Raw genomic sequence first — 17,336 nt, forward strand, 5'->3', positions numbered from 1 at the left:
GTGCGGCGCCGCGGAGAGTAGCGTCGTCCTCGATGGCCAGCGTCATGTTCAGCTGCCAGGGCGGCACTTCCCGTCATCTAACGGAAGGGCCGGCCCCGGTCCTGGTGTCGCAGTTCCCGCCGACATGCCTGTGCGGGTCCGCGCGGGCTCATCCCGCACGAGGAGCGCTTCGTGACCGATATCCGGACCTACGTGATCGACACCTCCGTGCTGCTGTCCGACCCCTGGGCTTGCAGCAGGTTCGCCGAGCACGAGGTGGTGGTCCCGTTGGTGGTGATCAGCGAGCTGGAGGCCAAACGTCATCATCATGAGCTGGGCTGGTTCGCCCGTCAGGCGCTACGACTGTTCGATGATCTGCGTCTGGAGCACGGTCGCCTGGATCAGCCCATTCCCGTTGGGACTCAAGGTGGTTCGCTGCACGTCGAGCTCAACCACACCGACCCGGCCGTACTGCCCGCCGGGTTCCGCACCGACAGTAACGACTCCCGGATCCTGAGCTGTGCGGCCAACCTGGCCGCCGAGGGCAAGCGAGTCACGTTGGTGAGCAAGGACATTCCGTTGCGCGTCAAGGCCGCCGCGGTGGGCCTGGCTGCCGACGAGTACCACGCGCAGGATGTGGTGGCTTCCGGCTGGTCGGGCATGCAGGAGATCGAGACGGCCGCCGAGGACATCGACGCGCTGTTCGCCGACGGCGAGATCGATCTGGCCGAAGCCCGAGACCTGCCCTGCCACACCGGAATTCGGCTGCTGGGTGGCAGCTCGCATGCCCTGGGCCGGGTGACCGCGGCCAAGCGTGTGCAGCTGGTCCGCGGAGACCGCGAGGTGTTCGGGCTGCGCGGCCGCTCAGCCGAGCAACGGGTGGCGCTGGATTTGCTGCTCGACGAGTCGGTGGGCATCGTGTCGCTGGGCGGCAAGGCCGGGACGGGTAAGTCGGCGCTGGCCCTGTGCGCCGGTCTCGAGGCGGTGCTGGAACGGCGCACGCAGCGCAAGGTCGTGGTGTTTCGCCCGCTGTATGCCGTCGGCGGCCAGGAGCTGGGTTATCTGCCCGGCAGCGAGAGCGAAAAGATGGGGCCTTGGGCGCAGGCGGTCTTCGACACCCTCGAAGGTCTGGCCAGCCCCGCCGTGCTGGAAGAGGTACTGTCCCGCGGCATGCTCGAGGTGCTGCCGTTGACCCACATCCGGGGACGCTCCCTGCACGACTCGTTCGTCATCGTCGACGAGGCGCAGTCGCTGGAGCGCAACGTGTTGCTCACCGTGTTGTCACGGCTGGGTACCGGATCGCGAGTGGTGCTCACCCACGACATCGCGCAGCGCGACAACCTGCGTGTCGGCCGGCACGACGGCGTCGCGGCGGTGATCGAGAAGCTCAAGGGCCACCCGCTGTTCGCGCACATCACGCTGCTGCGCAGCGAGCGGTCGCCGATTGCGGCGCTGGTCACCGAGATGCTTGAGGAGATCGCCGGTCCACACTGACCGGTTGGCTGCGCCGCGAAACCGTATTCCGCGACGGTCCTACTCGCGAAATGCGTCGCTGGTTGCAGTCTCGCGGTGGGTAGGCTTTTCCCGTGCCGAAACGACCCGACAACCAGGCTTGGCGCTACTGGCGGACCGTGTTCGGCGTCGTGGCCGCCGGTGCGGTGCTGGTGATCGGCGGCCTGACCGGGCATGTGACGCGGGCGGACAACCTGAGTTGCTCGGTGGTCAAGTGTGTCGCGCTGACGTTCGACGACGGGCCGGGCCCGTTCGACGAGCGGCTGCTGCAGATCTTCAAGGACTGTGGCATCCCAGACGCCAAGGCCACCTTCTTCCTGATCGGCAACAAGGTGGCCGCCAACCCGGCCGGCGCCAAACGCATCGCCGACGCCGGCATGGAGATCGGCAGCCACACCTGGGAACACCCCAACATGGCGACGATCCCGCCCGAGGACATCGCCGCGCAGTTCACCAAGGCCGACGATGCGATCTACGCCGCCACCGGGCGGACCCCGACGCTGTACCGACCGGCCGGCGGGCTGTCCACACCCGAGGTGCGCCAGACCGCGGCTCGCTACGGCCTGGCCGAAATCCTTTGGGACGTAATTCCTTTTGACTGGGCGAACGATTCGAACACCGCGGCCACCCGGTACATGCTGATGACCTACATCAAACCCGGGTCGGTGGTGTTGTTCCACGACACCTACTCGAGCACCGTCGACCTGGTGTACCAATTCATTCCGGTGCTCAAGGCCAACGGCTACCGGCTGGTGACGGTCAGCGAACTCCTCGGCCCGCGGGCACCGGGCAGCAGCTATGGCAGCCGGGAGAACGGGCCACCGGCCAACCAACTCCACGACATCCCGCCCGCCGATATCCCGACGCTGCCCAACACGCCCTCGCCCAAGCCGATGCCGAACTTCCCGATCACCGACATCCCGGGCCAGAACTCCGGCGGACCAAACAATGGCGCCTAGCGCGGGCGCGGCTACCTTGAGAACGTGATCAGGGCGGACTGGCTGCGGGCTCGGGCCCCGCGACGTCCGCGGGACCCGGACCCGACATCCGGCGAGCCGCAGCGCAAGTCGGCCCGCAGGCTGTCGATCGAATACGGGATCGACCTCGCGCTGTCCTACATCATCGCCGTCATCGACGTCGCCGCCATCCTCATTCCGCTGCGCGGTCACACCTCGGCCGCCACCAGCGTGGTCTTCGGGGCCAAGGACACGGCCGTCGTGGTGGTGCTGGTCGTGGCCGGGGTCGTCGGCGTCGCGGTCGCCGGCGTGTTCAGCCTCGCACCGACACTGCGGTGGTATGCCGCCGGTCAGGAGCCCAGCACCGCGCAACGGGAAGCCGCGATGCGGCTGGCCGGCCGGCAGACGGGCATCCTGCTGACGGCCTGGGGCCTGGCCGGCGGGATCTTCGTGCTGGTCAATCTCCGCGGCGGCGCGGCGCTGCTGTTGCCGATGGTGCTCGGGGTGCTGCTGGGCGGACCGGCGGCCGCGGGCACCGCAATGCTGCTCGCGCAGCGGACCCTGCGACCGGTCATGGGCGCCGCGACACGCGGCCAGGAGCCCCGGCTGGCGGTGCCCGGGGTGTTCGCGCGGCTGGTCATGCTGTGGTTCTTGGTCAGCGCGCTGCCCATTGGCGGCATCGCCACCCTGGTGGTGCTGCGCTCCTACGGCTGGCTGATCGACAAGTCCGTTTCGCTGGACGTGCCGATCCTGGTGGTGTCGCTGGCCGCGCTGCTGCTCGGGCTGCCCACGATGATCCTGACGTCACGCTCCATCTCCGATCCGATCGGCGAAGTGGTCGACGCGATGGCTCAGGTCGAACGCGGCCATATCGACGCGTCGGTCGGTGCCTACGAGCGGTCTCAAATCGGGCGTCTGCAAACAGGATTCAATCGGATGGTGGCGGGCCTGGCCGAACGCGACCGGCTCCGCGACCTGTTCGGACGATACGTCGGCGCCGACGTCGCCCAACGCGCCATCGAAGAGGGCGCCTCGCTGTCGGGGGATGTGGTCGAGGCCGCGGTGCTGTTCATCGATCTGGTTGGCTCGACGCAGCTCGCGGAAAGCCTTCCGCCGCAAGAGGTTGCGAGCGTTCTCAATGATTTCTTCCGGATCGTGGTCGACGCTGTCGACGAACACGGCGGCCTGATCAACAAATTCGCCGGCGACGCCGCGTTGGCCATTTTCGGGGCCCCGCTACGGACCAGCGAGCCGGCCTCGGCGGCCCTGGCCACGGCGCGCACGCTGGGCACCGAACTGCGCCGGCTGCCGGTGGTCGATTTCGGTATCGGGGTGTCGGCGGGCCGTGTCTTCGCCGGCAACATCGGCGCCGAAAACCGGTGTGAATATACGGTCATCGGCGACGCCGTCAATGAGGCCGCGCGGCTGGCCGACCTGGCCAAGACCTCCGATGGCCGCATCCTGTGCTCGGCGGCGGCCATTGAGCGGGCCGACGCCGTCGAGGCCACGCACTGGGCCGAGTGTTATTCCACCGTGCTGCGCGGGCGCTCCGAAACCACACACGTTTCGGCACCCGCCACGACTTAGCCTGTTATCTCGAGACCTTCAGCGAGCCGATCACCTGGTTGAGCAGTCCAGCCGAGGCGGCGTCGCCAATCGGCGTCGCGCCCAGGAAGATGGTGACCGGCTTGGTGTCGACCGCGATGATGACCACCGAGTCGCCCTTCACATTTCGCGCCGGGTCGGCGATCGTGACGTCGGCTTCCACCCGGGCGGCCTTGACGCCGTCAACCGTCGTCGAGGACTTCTTGAGCGGGCCCAGCGTGGGTGAGGCGTTGGAGTACCCTGGACCCACCGCCACGCAGTTCATCAACTTCGACGCCTGTGCGGCGACGTCCATGCTCGGGACGAAGTTCGTCACGGCGACCTCGGCCTGCATCACCCATTGGTTGGCGCCCGGAACTTCTTGCGCTAGACCCACGGCGCCAATGAGATTGGGCGTCTGGTCGTCGGAGAACGGCGCCCAGCCGGGGGCGGCGTTGGCCGGAAACGACAACTTGCCCGCCGTGATCGGAGCGCCGCCCGCAGGTGTCTCGCCACCGGACACGTTGGGCGTGCAGTCGGTGGCGGTCTGCCCCGACCCAGTCGGATCCGACGTCGGCGCCAGCGTCGACGACGGGGAGCCGCTGGGAGCAGCGTTGGGCGACGAAGGGCCGCTGTTCAGGCTGACCACCAAGATCACCACCAGCGCGATGACGCCCAGCACGGCGATGCCGGCGACGATCAACCACGGCATGTTCGAACGTGGCCCGTTCGGCGGTGGACCCGGCGGATACGACCCGGGCGGCCAGCCGGGCGGAAACCCTTGTCCCGGTTGACCGTACGGCTGACCCGGGTAGCCGGGCGCGGCCGGATCCATCCCGCCCGTGGGGTTGGCGAACGGACCCGTCGGCGGATACGGGTACCCGCCGCTGGCTGACCCCGGATAGGAGCCGACCGGCGGGTACGGGGGTGGGCCTGGCTGCGGGCCGCTTTGCGGCTGCCCACCCCAATAGGGGTTCTGCCCATACGGATTCGCTCCGTACGGATCCTGACCGTACGGTCCGCTCGGAGGAACCGTCATTGGCGAACCACCCCCACCTAGTTGGCCTCGTCTACGCGGGCCATGGCCAGCACGTCGAGCCGGCGATCCAGCTCCTCGATCGACAGCTTGTCACCGATCAGGCCGCGGTCGATGACGGTCTGGCGAATCGTCTTCTTTTCCTTGAGCGCCTGCTTGGCCACGGCGGCGGCCTCCTCGTAACCGATCGCGGAGTTCAGCGGGGTCACGATGGACGGCGACGACTCGGCCAGCTCACGCAGGTGTTCGACGTTGGCCGAAAGCCCGACGATGCAGCGCTCGGCGAACAACCGCGACACGTTGGTCAGCAGTTTGAACGACTCCAGGATGTTGCGGGCCATCATCGGGATGTAGACGTTCAGTTCGAACGTGCCCGACAGGCCGCCGACGGCAACGGCGGCGTCGTTGCCGATCACCTGCGCGGCGACCTGCGTGACGGCTTCCGGCAGAACGGGATTGACCTTGCCCGGCATGATCGAGCTACCGGGCTGCAGGTCGGGCAGCCGGATTTCGGCCAAACCGGTCAGCGGGCCGGAGCCCATCCAGCGGATGTCGTTGGCGATCTTGGTCAGCGACACCGCGATGGTGCGCAGCGCGCCGGATGCCTCCACCAGGCCGTCACGGGCCGCCTGCGCCTCGAAAGAGTTTGTCGCCGTGCGTAGTTCGGACAGCCCGGTCGACGCGACCAGCGCCTCGACTACCTTGGCGCCGAAGCCGTCGGGGGCGTTGAGCCCGGTGCCCACCGCGGTTCCGCCGATCGCCAGCTCGCCCAGCCTGGGCAGCGTGGCGCGCACCCGCTCGATCCCGGCCTCGATCTGGCGGGCGTACCCGCTGAACTCCTGTCCGAGAGTGACCGGAACAGCGTCCATCAGGTGGGTGCGGCCGGACTTGACCACGGTGCGCCACTCGCCGGCCTTGGCGGCCAGAGCCTCGTGCAGCACCTCGAGTGCCGGGATGAGGTGGCGCACGGCGGCTTCGGTGGCCGCGATGTGGGTGGCGGTGGGGAAGGTGTCGTTGGACGACTGCGACATGTTGACGTCGTCATTGGGGTGCACCGTGACGCCGTTCTTGGCGGCAATGGAGGCGATCACCTCGTTGGTGTTCATGTTGGAGCTGGTGCCCGATCCGGTCTGAAAGACATCGATCGGGAATTGGTCGTCATGGGCGCCGTCGGCGATCTCGGCGGCCGCGGCGATGATGGCCTCCGCCTTCTCCGGCGCCAGCAGCCCGAGGTCCTTATTCACCTGCGCGCAGGCGCCTTTCAGCAAGCCCAGCGCGCGAATCTGGGCGCGCTCGAGCCCCCGGCCCGAGATCGGGAAGTTCTCCACGGCACGCTGAGTTTGTGCTCGCCACAACGCTTTTACCGGCACCTTGACCTCGCCCATGGTGTCGTGTTCAATGCGATATTCGGCGCTGTCGGCCATCAATCAGTTCCTCTTCGTCGGGGTTGCTGTCGCGGTTACGGCAGGGGGTAGGCGGCGCTGCTGTCGCCGGTGAAGTCAATCGCGGAGTATTCGTTGAGTTTCGAAAGCCGGTGATAGGCGTCGATCATCCGCACGGTGCCGGACTTGGAGCGCATCACGATCGATTGGGTGGTGCAGCCGCCGGGGTAGTACTGCACGCCCTTGAGCAGGTCACCGTTGGTGACCCCGGTCGCGCAGAAGAAGACGTTGTCGCCGGACACCAGATCTTCGGTGGTCAGGATCTGGTCCAGGTCATAGCCCGCGTCGAGTGCCTTGCGGCGCTCGGCCTCGTCCTTGGGTGCCAGCTGGGCCTGAATCGCCCCGCCCATGCAGCGGATCGCCGCGGCGGCGATGATGCCCTCCGGGGTGCCACCGATGCCGGCCAGCATGTCGGTGCCCGAGTCGGGCCGGCACGCGGAGATCGCCCCGGCGACGTCGCCGTCGGTGATCAGCCGGATGCGCGCCCCGGTGGCGCGGGTTTCTTCGATCAGCTGGGCGTGCCGCGGACGGTCCAGGATGCAGACGGTCATGTCCCGCACCGAGAGGCCCTTGACCTTGGCGACGGCGCGAATGTTGTCGGCGATGGGCGCGGTGATGTCCAGCACGTGCGCGGCCTCGGGCCCAACGGCGATCTTGTTCATGTAGAACACCGCCGACGGGTCGAACATCGCACCCCGATCGGCGACCGCCAGCACCGAGATGGCATTGGGCATGCCCTTGCTCATCAACGTGGTGCCGTCGACGGGGTCGACGGCGAAGTCGCAGTCCGGACCGTCACCGTTGCCGACTTCCTCGCCGTTGTAGAGCATGGGCGCTTCGTCCTTCTCGCCCTCGCCGATGACGACGACCCCGCGCATGGACACGGAGTTGACCAGTTCACGGATGGCGTCGACCGCCGCGCCGTCGCCGCCCTCCTTGTCGCCCCGGCCCACCCAGCGGCCGGCCGCCATCGCGCCCGCTTCGGTGACGCGTACCAGCTCGAGGGCCAGGTTGCGGTCCGGGGCTTCGCGACGCGCACGTCCCTGCGCGTCCAGGCCCGCGGTCGCGGCCGACGACGAACCAGATCCGCCCGATGCTGTCATGGTTGCTGATTCTCCCAGAAGCAGATCGGTCGACTGGAGCTGGGCTGTAGCTGGTGGCGGCGGGCTGGGATACTCGTGGGGTGACCGAGGAACAGCCCTGCAGTGCCCCAGCCGACCTGGCCGGGGAGCCCGCGCCCGCCGCCCGGCCGGCAAAAGCGCGGCTGTTGCAGGACGGTCGGGACATGTTCTGGTCGCTGGCCCCACTGGTCGTCGGGTGCATTCTGCTGGCTGGCGTGGTGGGAATGTGCTCATTCCAGCCGACCGGGGCGCACAAGGGAACGATTCCGTCGTACGACGCGGCCGCGGCCCTACGGGCGGACGCGCAGACGCTGGGATTCCCGATCCGGCTGCCGCAGTTGCCGGCGGGCTGGCAGCCCAACTCGGGCAGCCGTGGCGGCATCGAGGGCGGGCGAACCATGGGTGGGCAGCGCGTCCACGCGGCGACCTCGACGGTGGGCTACATCAGCCCGACCGGGAGGTATCTGAGCCTGACCCAGAGCAATGCCGATGAGGACAAGCTGGTCGGATCGATCCATCCGTCGGCGTACCCCACCGGAACCGTAGACGTCGCGGGCACGAACTGGATCACCTACCGCGGCGCCGGGGACCACGGCGCCGACACCGAACCCGTGTGGACGACCAGGCTGAGCAGCCCCGGCGGGGCCACCCAGATCGCGATCACCGGTGCCGGAACCACCGAGCAGTTTCGTACGCTGGCGGCAGCGACACAGTCGCAGCCACCCCTGGCAAGCCACTAGCTGACGGCTGATAGGAGCGAGTCGTGACGGCACCCGCAGCGGATCTCACCGGATGGGCGGCGGCGCCGTTCACCGCTGGTGGGCACACCCACGACGTCTACCGCAGGGGGACCGGCCCCGGCGTGGTGCTGATTCCTGAGATACCGGGGATTCATCCCGGCGTGCTGGCCTTGGGTAACCACTTGGTGGACAACGGGTTTACGGTTGCCATGCCGTCGCTGTTCGGGGTGCCCGGCAAGGACGTGACGGTCGGCTACACGGCGGCGACGATCGCGCGGGCTTGCGTGGCACGAGAGTTCGCCGCATTCGCGACAAACAAGGCACGGCCGGTGTCGTTGTTCCTGCGGGCGCTGGCCCGCGACCTGAACGCGTCGACGCCCGGCAAGGGGGTCGGCGTGATCGGCCAGTGCTTCACCGGCGGTTTCGCGTTGGCCGCCGCGGTCGACGACAGCGTGCTGGCGCCGGTGCTCAGCCAACCGTCGGTGCCGCTGCCGCTGGGCCGGACTCGCCGCAGCGACACCGGGCTGAGTGCGTCCGAGATGTCCACGATCGTCGACCGGACCACCAATGACGGGCTGTGCGCCATGGGCTTGCGATTCAGCGAGGACTGGATGTCGCCACGCGAGCGTTTCACCGCGCTCAAGGAGCGGCTCGGCGACGCGTTCGAGGTGATCGAGATCGATTCACGCCCAGGAAACGAACACGGTTTCGCCAAGGCGGCCCACTCGGTGCTGACCGACGAGGTTCGCGAGATCGACGGTCACCCCGCCTACGAGGCTCGCAAGCGTGTCGTCGAATTCCTCACTGCACGCTTGACTTAACGTCGACGTCGGACTTCGATTTGCGGCGCGGCAGCCAGCCGCGCCGCGCGGGCGGTTCGGTGTCCGGGTCGACCAGCTCGACACCCTGATAGACCGCGAGATAGACGTCGATGGTGGTGACGATCAGGATCATCAGCACCGGCCCGATGACGATGCCCCACGGACCGAACATGGCGATACCGGCGAACACCGACAGCAGCATCAGCGCGGAATTCAGCCGGGCGTCGCGCGGCACCAGCACCGGACGCAGGAAGTTGTCGATGTTGGTCACCACCAGCAGATGCCACGCGACGACGAACAGGCCACCGAAGATGTTGCCGTAGAAGATCATTCCGATGCCGAATGGAATCGTCACGATGCCACCGCCCAACGGGATGATCGATAGCGCGGTGAGCAGAATCGCGAAAATGAAGAAGCCGTGGTGAAACCCGGCGATGTAGATCGAGGCGGCGCCGGCCACACCCTGGCACAATGCGATGACGAACTGGCCGAACACGGTGCCGCGCACCATGGCTCCAGTCTTGCGCAGGTACAGGTCGGTGACTTCGGCGCCGAGCGGGTTGAGTTGACCCAATAGCGTGCGTAACTTCTCCCGGTGCACCAGCAAGGCCAGGAACACGTACACGAAAATGATCCCGTAGGTGACCGCTGCGGCGAGTCCGCCGGCGGCGCCCTGCAGGAATTGCAGCAGCCATTGACCGGCGTGCTGCGCCACGTTGACCATCGCCTTGCGCAGCATCTCGGGGGTTACGGTGATGTGCAGGAATGGGATTCGGGCGAGCACGTCATTGGCCAGTTGCAGCACTTTGCCGCCGAGCTCGCTGGGATCGGTGGTCTTCACCCAGTCGGAAATGCTACCCAGCATCCGGGAAATCTGAATGACGGCCAAGACCACCAAGAGGCCGACCGGCACGATGACCATCGCCAGGGCCGACAACAGGGTGCAGGCCGCCGCCAGCCCGGTGCCCAGGCGTCGGTTGAACCTGTTGAACAGCGGCGTGAACAGGTATGCCCCGACGGCGGCCACCACGATCAGCACGAAGAAGTCCCGCAGGAAGTAGGCGCCGAACAGCAACGCGATCATCGTGAAAACCGCAAGCGCGCGCTTTTGTGTGAGCGTGAATTCGGTGTTCATCCGCCGCCCTCCGCGTCGCCGTTGAGCTGAACCTTAGCCCGCGGCGGCGGTTTTCGGCAGCGACCGCGCGGGGCTAGCGGGAACGCCGCGCGGTCTTGGCGGCCAGAGCTTCGCGTTCCATCTGGTGATACATCTCCACGTAATACGACAGGCACTCGGTGAGGGCCTTCTCGGTGGTGAACAGGGGCTGGTAACCGAGATCGCGGGTGGCCTTGGCGACGGAGAAGAAGTTGTCCAGGTACAACCGCTCGACCGCCAGGGGTTCGAGCAGCGGCGCCGGGATGCCGAACCGGAAGTGCAGGCGCTGCCATCCGGTCATGGCCGCCCGGACGACGGGGCCGTTCACTCGAATTCGCGGCCAGGTCTGCCCGCAGGCTTCTATCACTGGCCGGGCGAACTCGAACATGTTGATCGGTTCGGCATCGTTGATGAAGTAGGCCTGACCGGGGGCGGTGCCGCCCGGCACCAGGTGGTGGGCGGCGAGTAGAAATCCGTGAATCAGGTTGTGCACGTAGGAGTTATCCAGCCGGGCCGACTTGCGGCCGATGAGGACCTTGACATGTCGGGCGATCACGCTTTCGAACAGCTTGCGGAACATGGTTTGGTCGCCGCGGCCCCAGATGCCGCTGGGCCGGATCGCGCACGTCATCATGCCGTCAACACCGTTCTGGGACAACACGTATCGCTCGGCAACCACCTTGGTTTCGGTGTAGAGGTCGTTGAAACGCGTGGTGTAGGGCAGGGTCTCGTCGCCGCCCGCGATGTTTTGGCCGCCCATCACCACGCTGTTGGAGGAGGTATAGACGAATCGCTGCACGCCCGCCGCGCGGCCGGCTGCCACCAGGTTCTGGGTACCGCCGACGTTGATGGCGAAGCTGCGTTGACGGTACTCGTCGGTCACCGACGCGCCGCCCATCAGATCGATGATCGCGGCGGTGTGGAACACGGTGTCGATCCCGGCCACTGCCTGCGTGCAGATGGCCTGGTCGGTGATGTCGCCCTGCAGCACCTCCAGTTGCGGGTGCGCGGGCAGCGGCGAGGGGGCGCGGTCGAAGGAGCGTACCGAGTAACCGCGGTCCAGCAGGGTGGTCACCAGGTTGGCGCCGACGAACCCGGAGCCACCGGTAACCAGGACACGCCCGAGTTCGGCCGTCAGTGATGCATCACCCATGCAGGAGAGGATAACTGAAACACGTTCCAGTTTTCCAACAACGAGGGGTAATTCGTTTTGTGGATACCCCCCGGTCAGCCGTCGTCGTCGTGGCCGGCCGCCAGCACGTCCGCGACCCGCTTGCGCGCTCCAGCTAAGTGCTCTTCGCACCGTTTCGCCAGTTCCTCGCCGCGCTCCCAAAGTTTGAGCGACGCGTCGAGGTCCAGTCCGCCCTGCTCCAACGCGCGCACCACCTCGATCAGTTCGTCCCGGCAAGCTTCGTAGCCGAGCTGACTAATGGGTGTAGCCGCATCGTCCGTCCCGCCGCTGTTGTCAGTGACCATCGGTCAGCCCTTCACTCGTCGCCGCCACCGCGCCGTCGGAAACCCGCACCCGCAACCGGGTGCCCGCGGGTGCGTCTGCCACGGAGCGCAGCACGCGCATCGGCTCGGCGGAGCCGGCCGCGGGCACCGTCTGCACCACCGCGTAGCCGCGGGCCAGCGTGGCCGCCGGACCCAGGGTGGCCAGCCGCGCGGCCAGGTGGCCGACCCGTTCGGATTCGGCGGCGACCAGCCGGGTGATGTCGCGGCGGACCGCCGCGCGGGCGCGGTGAATTTCGTCGGCTCGCGCGCTCAACGCCGTCAGCGGTTCGGCCAGCACCGGCCGGCTGCGCAGCTGGGCCAGGGCGCGCTGTTCGCGGGACACCCAGTTGCGCAACGCCTGTGCGCTGCGCCGGCGCAGATCGTGCAGGAGCTGTTGCTCCGCGGCGGTGTCGGGGACCATCTTCTTGGCCGCGTCGGTGGGGGTGGCCGCGCGCAGGTCGGCCACCAAATCGCAGAGCGGATTGTCCGGCTCGTGGCCCACCGCGCTGACCACCGGGGTGCGGCAGGCCGCGATCGCCCGGCACAGCGTCTCGTCGGAGAACGGCAGCAGATCCTCGACGCTGCCGCCCCCGCGGGCCAGCACGATCACATCGACGACCGGGTCGCGGTCGAGTTCCCTTAGCGCCTCGACGATTTGGGCGACGGCGTTGGGTCCTTGAACGGCGGTGTTGCGGATGGCGAAGCGTACGGCGGGCCAGCGGGCGCCGGCCACCGTGGTCACGTCGCGCTCGGCAGCGCTGGCGCGACCCGTGATCAGCCCAATCATGTTCGGCAGGAAGGGGATTGGCCGTTTGAGCCGCGGGTCGAACAGGCCTTCGGCGTCCAGCAGTCGGCGTAACCGGTCGATGCGGGCCAGCAGCTCGCCGACACCAACGGCGCGAATCTCGGACAGCCGCAACGAGAATGTGCCGCGCCCGGTGTAGAACGACGGCTTCCCGCAGACCACCACCTGCGTGCCCTCCACCAACTTCACCGGCGCATTGTGCACCAGGTCGCGCGGGCACGTCACGGTGAGCGACATGTCGGCGGCCGGGTCGCGCAGCACCATGAACACGGTTTTGGAGTCGGCGCGAATGTTGATCTGGGCCAACTGTCCTTCGACCCACACCGTGCCCAGCCGGTCGATCCAGCCCGCGACCCGGATCGCGACGGCACGAACCGGGAACGGGTTCTCAGCCGAGTTCGGCTCCGAATTCGCCGCTCGCGTCACTTGGCGGTCGCGCGGGTGATCCTGTTGGCCAGCAACGTCTGAAACGGAGCACGGGCCCTGGTGGCCTGCTCGTAGGCCAGCAAGGCTTCGAGGTCGTCGACGCCCAGCGACTGCACGCGCGCCCGCAGCTGGGCCAGGGTCAGTTCGGGGTAGTCGAGTTCGGCCGCGACCGACGGCTCGGGAACCGCCGGTTTGTCGGGCCGCCGCGTGGTGGCCGGCGCACCCGCGTCCACCGCGGCATCGGCGACCGAGTACAAGGCGAACCGCCCCTCGGCGCGGCGATCGCCCCCGGCGCCGTCGGGCAATTCGGCATTCCCGCCGGGCCCGTCGAGGGCATCGAAGGCGCCGTCGATCGCGACTTCGGTGTCCTCGTCGAACGTCGCCCACTCCGGCTTCTCGTCCTTGGGCGGGAAAATCGACTCCAGCGTCGAATCGCCCTTGATCACCAGCTCCGCCAGGTTTTGCTGAAACCGCATCACCAGGTGTGCCGCCTGACTGGCTACCGTCATCGGATACATCAAAATCGTCTTCGGCAGTCTCAGCGTTTCCTCGACGGCGACTGTCGCCGCACCGACCAATAGCCGAACTCCATACGGTGCCGTAGCCATGCGTCCCAGATTGCCCTAAGCACCGGCGAACGCCAAGCCCAGCGCCGCGAGCTGGCAACGCCGTGTCGGCAGAACGTACCCTGGGTGCCATGCCGCCGACTGTTGACATGGGGATTCCCGGCGCATCCAGCTCGGTAGCCACCGATCCGGCCCGCAAGCGAGTGCTGCTGGCGGAGCCCCGTGGCTATTGCGCGGGTGTGGACCGGGCCGTCGAGACGGTCGAGCGTGCGCTGCAAAAGCACGGCGCTCCCGTCTACGTGCGGCACGAGATCGTGCACAACCGGCACGTCGTCGACACCCTGGAAAAGGCCGGTGCGGTGTTCGTGGAGGAGACCGATCAGGTGCCGGAGGGCGCCATCGTGGTGTTCTCTGCGCACGGCGTGGCGCCCACGGTGCACGAGGCGGCCGCCGCGCGCAACCTGCACACCATCGACGCGACCTGCCCGCTGGTGACCAAGGTTCACAACGAGGCGCGGCGATTCGCCCGCAACGACTACGACATCCTGCTGATCGGCCACGAGGGCCACGAGGAAGTCATCGGGACGGCCGGCGAGGCGCCCGAGCACGTGCAACTGGTCGACGGCGTGTCCTCGGTCGACAACGTGACGGTCCGTGACGAGGACAAGGTCGTGTGGTTATCGCAGACCACGCTGTCGGTCGACGAGACGATGGAGATCGTCGAGCGGCTTCGGCAACGGTTCCCCAAGCTGCAGGATCCCCCGAGTGACGACATCTGCTACGCGACCCAGAACCGGCAGGTCGCGGTCAAGGCGATGGCGCCGGAATGCGAGTTGGTGATCGTCGTCGGATCGCGCAATTCCTCGAATTCGGTGCGGCTGGTCGAGGTGGCTAAGGGCGGTGGCGCGGCGGCCGCCCACCTGGTCGATTGGGCCGACGATATCGATCCGGCCTGGTTGGACGGGGTGCGGACGGTCGGGGTCACCTCCGGAGCGTCCGTCCCCGAGGTGTTGGTGCGCGGCGTGCTGGAGCGGCTGGCCGAATTCGGTTTCGACGTGGTGCAACCGGTGACGACCGCGCAGGAGACGCTGGTGTTCGCCCTGCCGCGGGAGATCCGCTCGTTGCTCTAGGCGGCAGATCGGCCCGGGTTAGACGTCATACTCCCAGGAGTCCGCGGGCGGGCGTCCCGGTGACCGGGGGTTGGCCCGCGGCCGACCGCGACGCTCGACCCGGTGCTCTTCAGGCGGGCCGGACGCACCGGCCGCGCGGTAGCGAACCTGCGAGATCGGGTGATGCGTCGAATCTGCGCCGTTCGTGCCGCTGGCGGCCGGCCGGCGTCGGGGTTCCGGGGTGCGCTGGTAGGAGTCGTACGGGTCGTAGGACTGGTGGCGGCGGTAGGAATCCCGCGAGAGGGGCGGTTCATACCGGTCGGGGTCGTCGAAACGGCTGGTCCGGGGAGCGGGGCGGTCGTAGGGGCTGCGCCTACCGCGAGGGTCGCGAGGGTCGCGCCGGCTGTCCCGCGGCGATTGCCCGCGCGGGTCCGGCTCGTCCAGTGGTCTCGGACGGCGCCGCGCCGACCGGCGCGGCGGGTCGGCCGGATCGAGGTCGCGTGGCGGTGGCTGGCGCCGCCGGCGCGGCCGCTCAGCCGCGGGGTCGTGGTCGTCCTGCGGTGACGGGCGGACGTGGCGGGATCGGCTTCGGGCGGTGCCGGACCGGCTGCCGCGTGCCGGGCGGCCGGATTTGGCGCCGCCACGCGCAGGGCGGCGGCCGGAGTCGCCGTCCTCGGCGTCGTCGTCCGTTTCTTCGGGCGACGCGACCCCCAGCAGCGAGTTCAATTTGGCGCTGATGGCCTGCAGGAGCGACGAACCGGTCACGGTGGCGCGCTCGGTCGCCTTCTCGGTGCCCTCGGTGTTTGTGGTGTCCAGGGGGTTTTTGGCGGCCGTCCGCTGTGCCGCGGCGAAATACCACCGGATCAGGCCGATCAGCAGCACTCCGCCCGCGGTCCCCAGCATCAGCGGGAATCGCTCGATCAGGGGGTAGCCGCAGTTGATCAGCAGGTCCTTGAGGCTGCCGATCTTGGCGCCGTGGAACAGCCAGTAGGCGCCGGGGACAGCGCAGAAGAGGATCAGGGGGGGTTGAATGACCGCGGTGAACAGGCCGTCTTGACGCACGGCCAACACCGCCGCCACGCAACCCGCTATATAGAGGCAGGCGAAGACACCGGTCAGCTCCTTGTGTCCCGCCCCCGAGTCGATCCCATAGCCGACGGCAGTGCCGGTCACGGCGATGAGCAAGGCTATCCACCACGGCACGCCTGGAATGTTGGGATGGGCCGAGCGATGGGCAGCTTCTACTGCCGAGGTTCCCCGCTGCGCTGACACATGTAGACCGTACCGGGAATGACCCCAAACACCCGTAAATAGCTTGTTAGGTATGCCGGGCGTGCCATGGCGGCGCGCACGAACCGGTCCGCCGCGCCCCGGGCCCGGCGCGGAGCCCTAAACTTGGTTCCCCGTGAGCCTGAGCCTGGGAATCGTGGGCCTGCCCAACGTCGGCAAGTCGACTCTGTTCAACGCCCTGACCCGTAACGACGTGGTGGCGGCAAACTATCCGTTTGCCACGATCGAACCGAACGAAGGGGTCGTCGCGCTGCCCGACCCGCGCCTGGACAAGTTGGCAGAGCTGTTCGGGTCGGAGCGGATCGTGCCGGCGCCGGTGACGTTCGTCGACATCGCCGGAATCGTGAAGGGCGCCTCCGAGGGGGCCGGGCTCGGCAACAAATTCTTGGCCAACATCCGCGAGTGCGACGCGATCTGCCAGGTGGTGCGGGTGTTCGCCGACGACGACGTGGTGCACGTCGACGGCAAGGTCGACCCGCGGTCGGACATCGAGGTGATCGAGACCGAGCTGATCCTCGCCGACATGCAGACCCTGGAGAAGGCGATCCCGCGGCTGGAGAAGGAAGCCCGCAACAACAAGGAACGCAAACCCGTGCACGAGGCGGCCGTGGCCGCCCAGACGGTCCTGGACTCGGGCAAGACGCTGTTCGCGGCGGGCGTCGAGGCGTCCCTGCTGCGCGAGCTGAACCTGATGACCACCAAGCCGTTTCTGTATGTGTTCAACTCCGACGAATCGGTGCTGACCGACGAGGCCCGCAAGGCCGAGCTGCGCGAACTGGTCGCACCGGCCGACGCGGTGTTCCTCGACGCGAAGATCGAGGCGGAGCTGCAGGAGCTGGACGACGAGTCGGCGGCGGAATTGCTCGAGTCGATCGGTCAGACCGAGCGGGGGCTGGATGCGTTGGCGCGGGCCGGTTTTCACACGCTCAAGCTGCAGACGTATTTGACCGCGGGCCCAAAAGAGGCGCGGGCGTGGGTGATTCACCAAGGCGACACCGCGCCCAAGGCAGCGGGGGTAATTCACTCCGACTTCGAGAAGGGCTTCATCAAGGCCGAGATCGTGTCCTTCGACGACCTGGTGGAAGCCGGATCGATGGCGGCCGCCAAGGCGGCCGGCAAGGTCCGCATGGAGGGCAAGGACTACGTGATGGCCGACGGCGATGTGGTCGAGTTCCGGTTCAACGTCTAGGAGTCTGCTGAATTATGCACGTTGGGGGCGGGGTGCCTCGCGGCGCTTGTTGGCGCTGATTTGAAGTCAGACCCTGGGGTCGACAGAAGAGGTCACCCCGCCGTTGTTCAGCG

General features: G+C 67.8%; 16 protein-coding genes. 7 read left to right on the plus strand and 9 right to left on the minus strand.

The genetic code is table 11. The features are described from left to right. The first annotated feature begins 171 nt into the window (after window positions 1-171). From phoH2 to AWC25_RS23440, 3 genes are all read left to right on the plus strand, one after another. Complete coding sequence (gene phoH2, locus AWC25_RS23430; RefSeq protein ID WP_069402041.1) at window positions 172-1,473, plus strand: RNA 5'-3' helicase PhoH2; 1,302 nt, start codon at window positions 172-174, stop codon at window positions 1,471-1,473. A 92-nt stretch (window positions 1,474-1,565) separates the two neighbouring features. After that, window positions 1,566-2,450: a polysaccharide deacetylase family protein gene (locus AWC25_RS23435; protein WP_069402040.1), complete on the plus strand. Its 885-nt coding sequence runs from the start codon at window positions 1,566-1,568 to the stop codon at window positions 2,448-2,450. Between the two features lie 120 nt (window positions 2,451-2,570). Next, a complete protein-coding gene (locus AWC25_RS23440; protein ID WP_085167893.1) occupies window positions 2,571-4,034 on the plus strand; it encodes an adenylate/guanylate cyclase domain-containing protein in 1,464 nt (487 codons plus the stop codon). A 4-nt stretch (window positions 4,035-4,038) separates the two neighbouring features. Here AWC25_RS23440 and AWC25_RS23445 read toward each other — a convergent pair whose 3' ends face one another. From AWC25_RS23445 to glpX, 3 genes are read right to left on the minus strand one after another with little or no spacing between them, the layout of a single operon-like run. Then, window positions 4,039-5,070 (minus strand): RodZ family helix-turn-helix domain-containing protein, encoded by a 1,032-nt coding sequence (locus AWC25_RS23445; RefSeq protein ID WP_085167881.1) that lies wholly within the window; start codon window positions 5,068-5,070, stop codon window positions 4,039-4,041. 17 nt (window positions 5,071-5,087) lie between these two features. Then, window positions 5,088-6,491 carry a class II fumarate hydratase gene (locus tag AWC25_RS23450; protein ID WP_085167883.1) on the minus strand — a complete coding sequence of 468 codons (1,404 nt, stop codon included), beginning with the start codon at window positions 6,489-6,491 and terminating at the stop codon, window positions 5,088-5,090. 35 nt (window positions 6,492-6,526) lie between these two features. Next, a complete protein-coding gene (glpX, locus tag AWC25_RS23455) occupies window positions 6,527-7,612 on the minus strand; it encodes a class II fructose-bisphosphatase (RefSeq protein WP_069402037.1) in 1,086 nt (361 codons plus the stop codon). A gap of 116 nt (window positions 7,613-7,728) precedes the next feature. Between glpX and AWC25_RS23460 the strand changes: the two genes are divergently transcribed. Together AWC25_RS23460 and AWC25_RS23465 are read left to right on the plus strand one after the other, a co-directional pair. Further along, entirely contained in the window at window positions 7,729-8,370 is a 642-nt protein-coding gene (locus tag AWC25_RS23460) for a DUF4245 domain-containing protein (protein WP_198166707.1), read from the plus strand. Window positions 8,371-8,393: 23 nt separating this feature from the next. Next, window positions 8,394-9,191, plus strand: coding sequence for a dienelactone hydrolase family protein (locus AWC25_RS23465; RefSeq protein ID WP_069402035.1), 798 nt, complete (start codon window positions 8,394-8,396; stop codon window positions 9,189-9,191). Here AWC25_RS23465 and AWC25_RS23470 read toward each other — a convergent pair. From AWC25_RS23470 to AWC25_RS23490, 5 genes are all read right to left on the minus strand, one after another. Continuing rightward, window positions 9,172-10,326, minus strand: a complete 1,155-nt coding sequence (locus AWC25_RS23470; RefSeq protein WP_069402034.1) for an AI-2E family transporter — start codon at window positions 10,324-10,326, stop codon at window positions 9,172-9,174. The two genes, AWC25_RS23465 and AWC25_RS23470, sit on opposite strands and share 20 nt — an antisense overlap. 73 nt (window positions 10,327-10,399) lie before the next feature. Further along, complete coding sequence (locus tag AWC25_RS23475; RefSeq protein WP_085167895.1) at window positions 10,400-11,509, minus strand: 3-beta-hydroxysteroid dehydrogenase; 1,110 nt, start codon at window positions 11,507-11,509, stop codon at window positions 10,400-10,402. A 62-nt stretch (window positions 11,510-11,571) separates the two neighbouring features. Then, the gene (locus AWC25_RS23480) at window positions 11,572-11,820 is read right to left on the minus strand and encodes an exodeoxyribonuclease VII small subunit (RefSeq protein ID WP_085167885.1); all 249 of its coding nucleotides are present in this window, start codon (window positions 11,818-11,820) and stop codon (window positions 11,572-11,574) included. Beyond that, complete coding sequence (xseA, locus tag AWC25_RS23485; RefSeq protein ID WP_069402032.1) at window positions 11,810-13,069, minus strand: exodeoxyribonuclease VII large subunit; 1,260 nt, start codon at window positions 13,067-13,069, stop codon at window positions 11,810-11,812. Before xseA ends, AWC25_RS23480 begins: the two co-directional genes overlap by 11 nt. Beyond that, window positions 13,066-13,677 carry a lipid droplet-associated protein gene (locus tag AWC25_RS23490; RefSeq protein WP_069402031.1) on the minus strand — a complete coding sequence of 204 codons (612 nt, stop codon included), beginning with the start codon at window positions 13,675-13,677 and terminating at the stop codon, window positions 13,066-13,068. The genes xseA and AWC25_RS23490 overlap by 4 nt, the downstream gene beginning before the upstream one ends. Before the next feature lie 89 nt (window positions 13,678-13,766). On the opposite strand from AWC25_RS23490, the gene AWC25_RS23495 reads away from it, so the two are divergent. Further along, window positions 13,767-14,765: a 4-hydroxy-3-methylbut-2-enyl diphosphate reductase gene (locus tag AWC25_RS23495; RefSeq protein WP_069402030.1), complete on the plus strand. Its 999-nt coding sequence runs from the start codon at window positions 13,767-13,769 to the stop codon at window positions 14,763-14,765. An 18-nt stretch (window positions 14,766-14,783) separates the two neighbouring features. Here AWC25_RS23495 and AWC25_RS23500 read toward each other — a convergent pair whose 3' ends face one another. Beyond that, window positions 14,784-16,016 (minus strand): DUF6542 domain-containing protein, encoded by a 1,233-nt coding sequence (locus tag AWC25_RS23500; protein ID WP_085167887.1) that lies wholly within the window; start codon window positions 16,014-16,016, stop codon window positions 14,784-14,786. A gap of 133 nt (window positions 16,017-16,149) precedes the next feature. Here AWC25_RS23500 and ychF point away from each other — a divergent pair, with 133 nt between their 5' ends. Continuing rightward, window positions 16,150-17,223 (plus strand): redox-regulated ATPase YchF, encoded by a 1,074-nt coding sequence (ychF, locus tag AWC25_RS23505; protein ID WP_085167889.1) that lies wholly within the window; start codon window positions 16,150-16,152, stop codon window positions 17,221-17,223. Window positions 17,224-17,336 lie beyond the last annotated feature (113 nt).

The sequence above is a fragment of the Mycobacterium sherrisii genome (genome assembly GCF_002102355.1).
Lineage (GTDB): Bacteria > Actinomycetota > Actinomycetes > Mycobacteriales > Mycobacteriaceae > Mycobacterium > Mycobacterium sherrisii.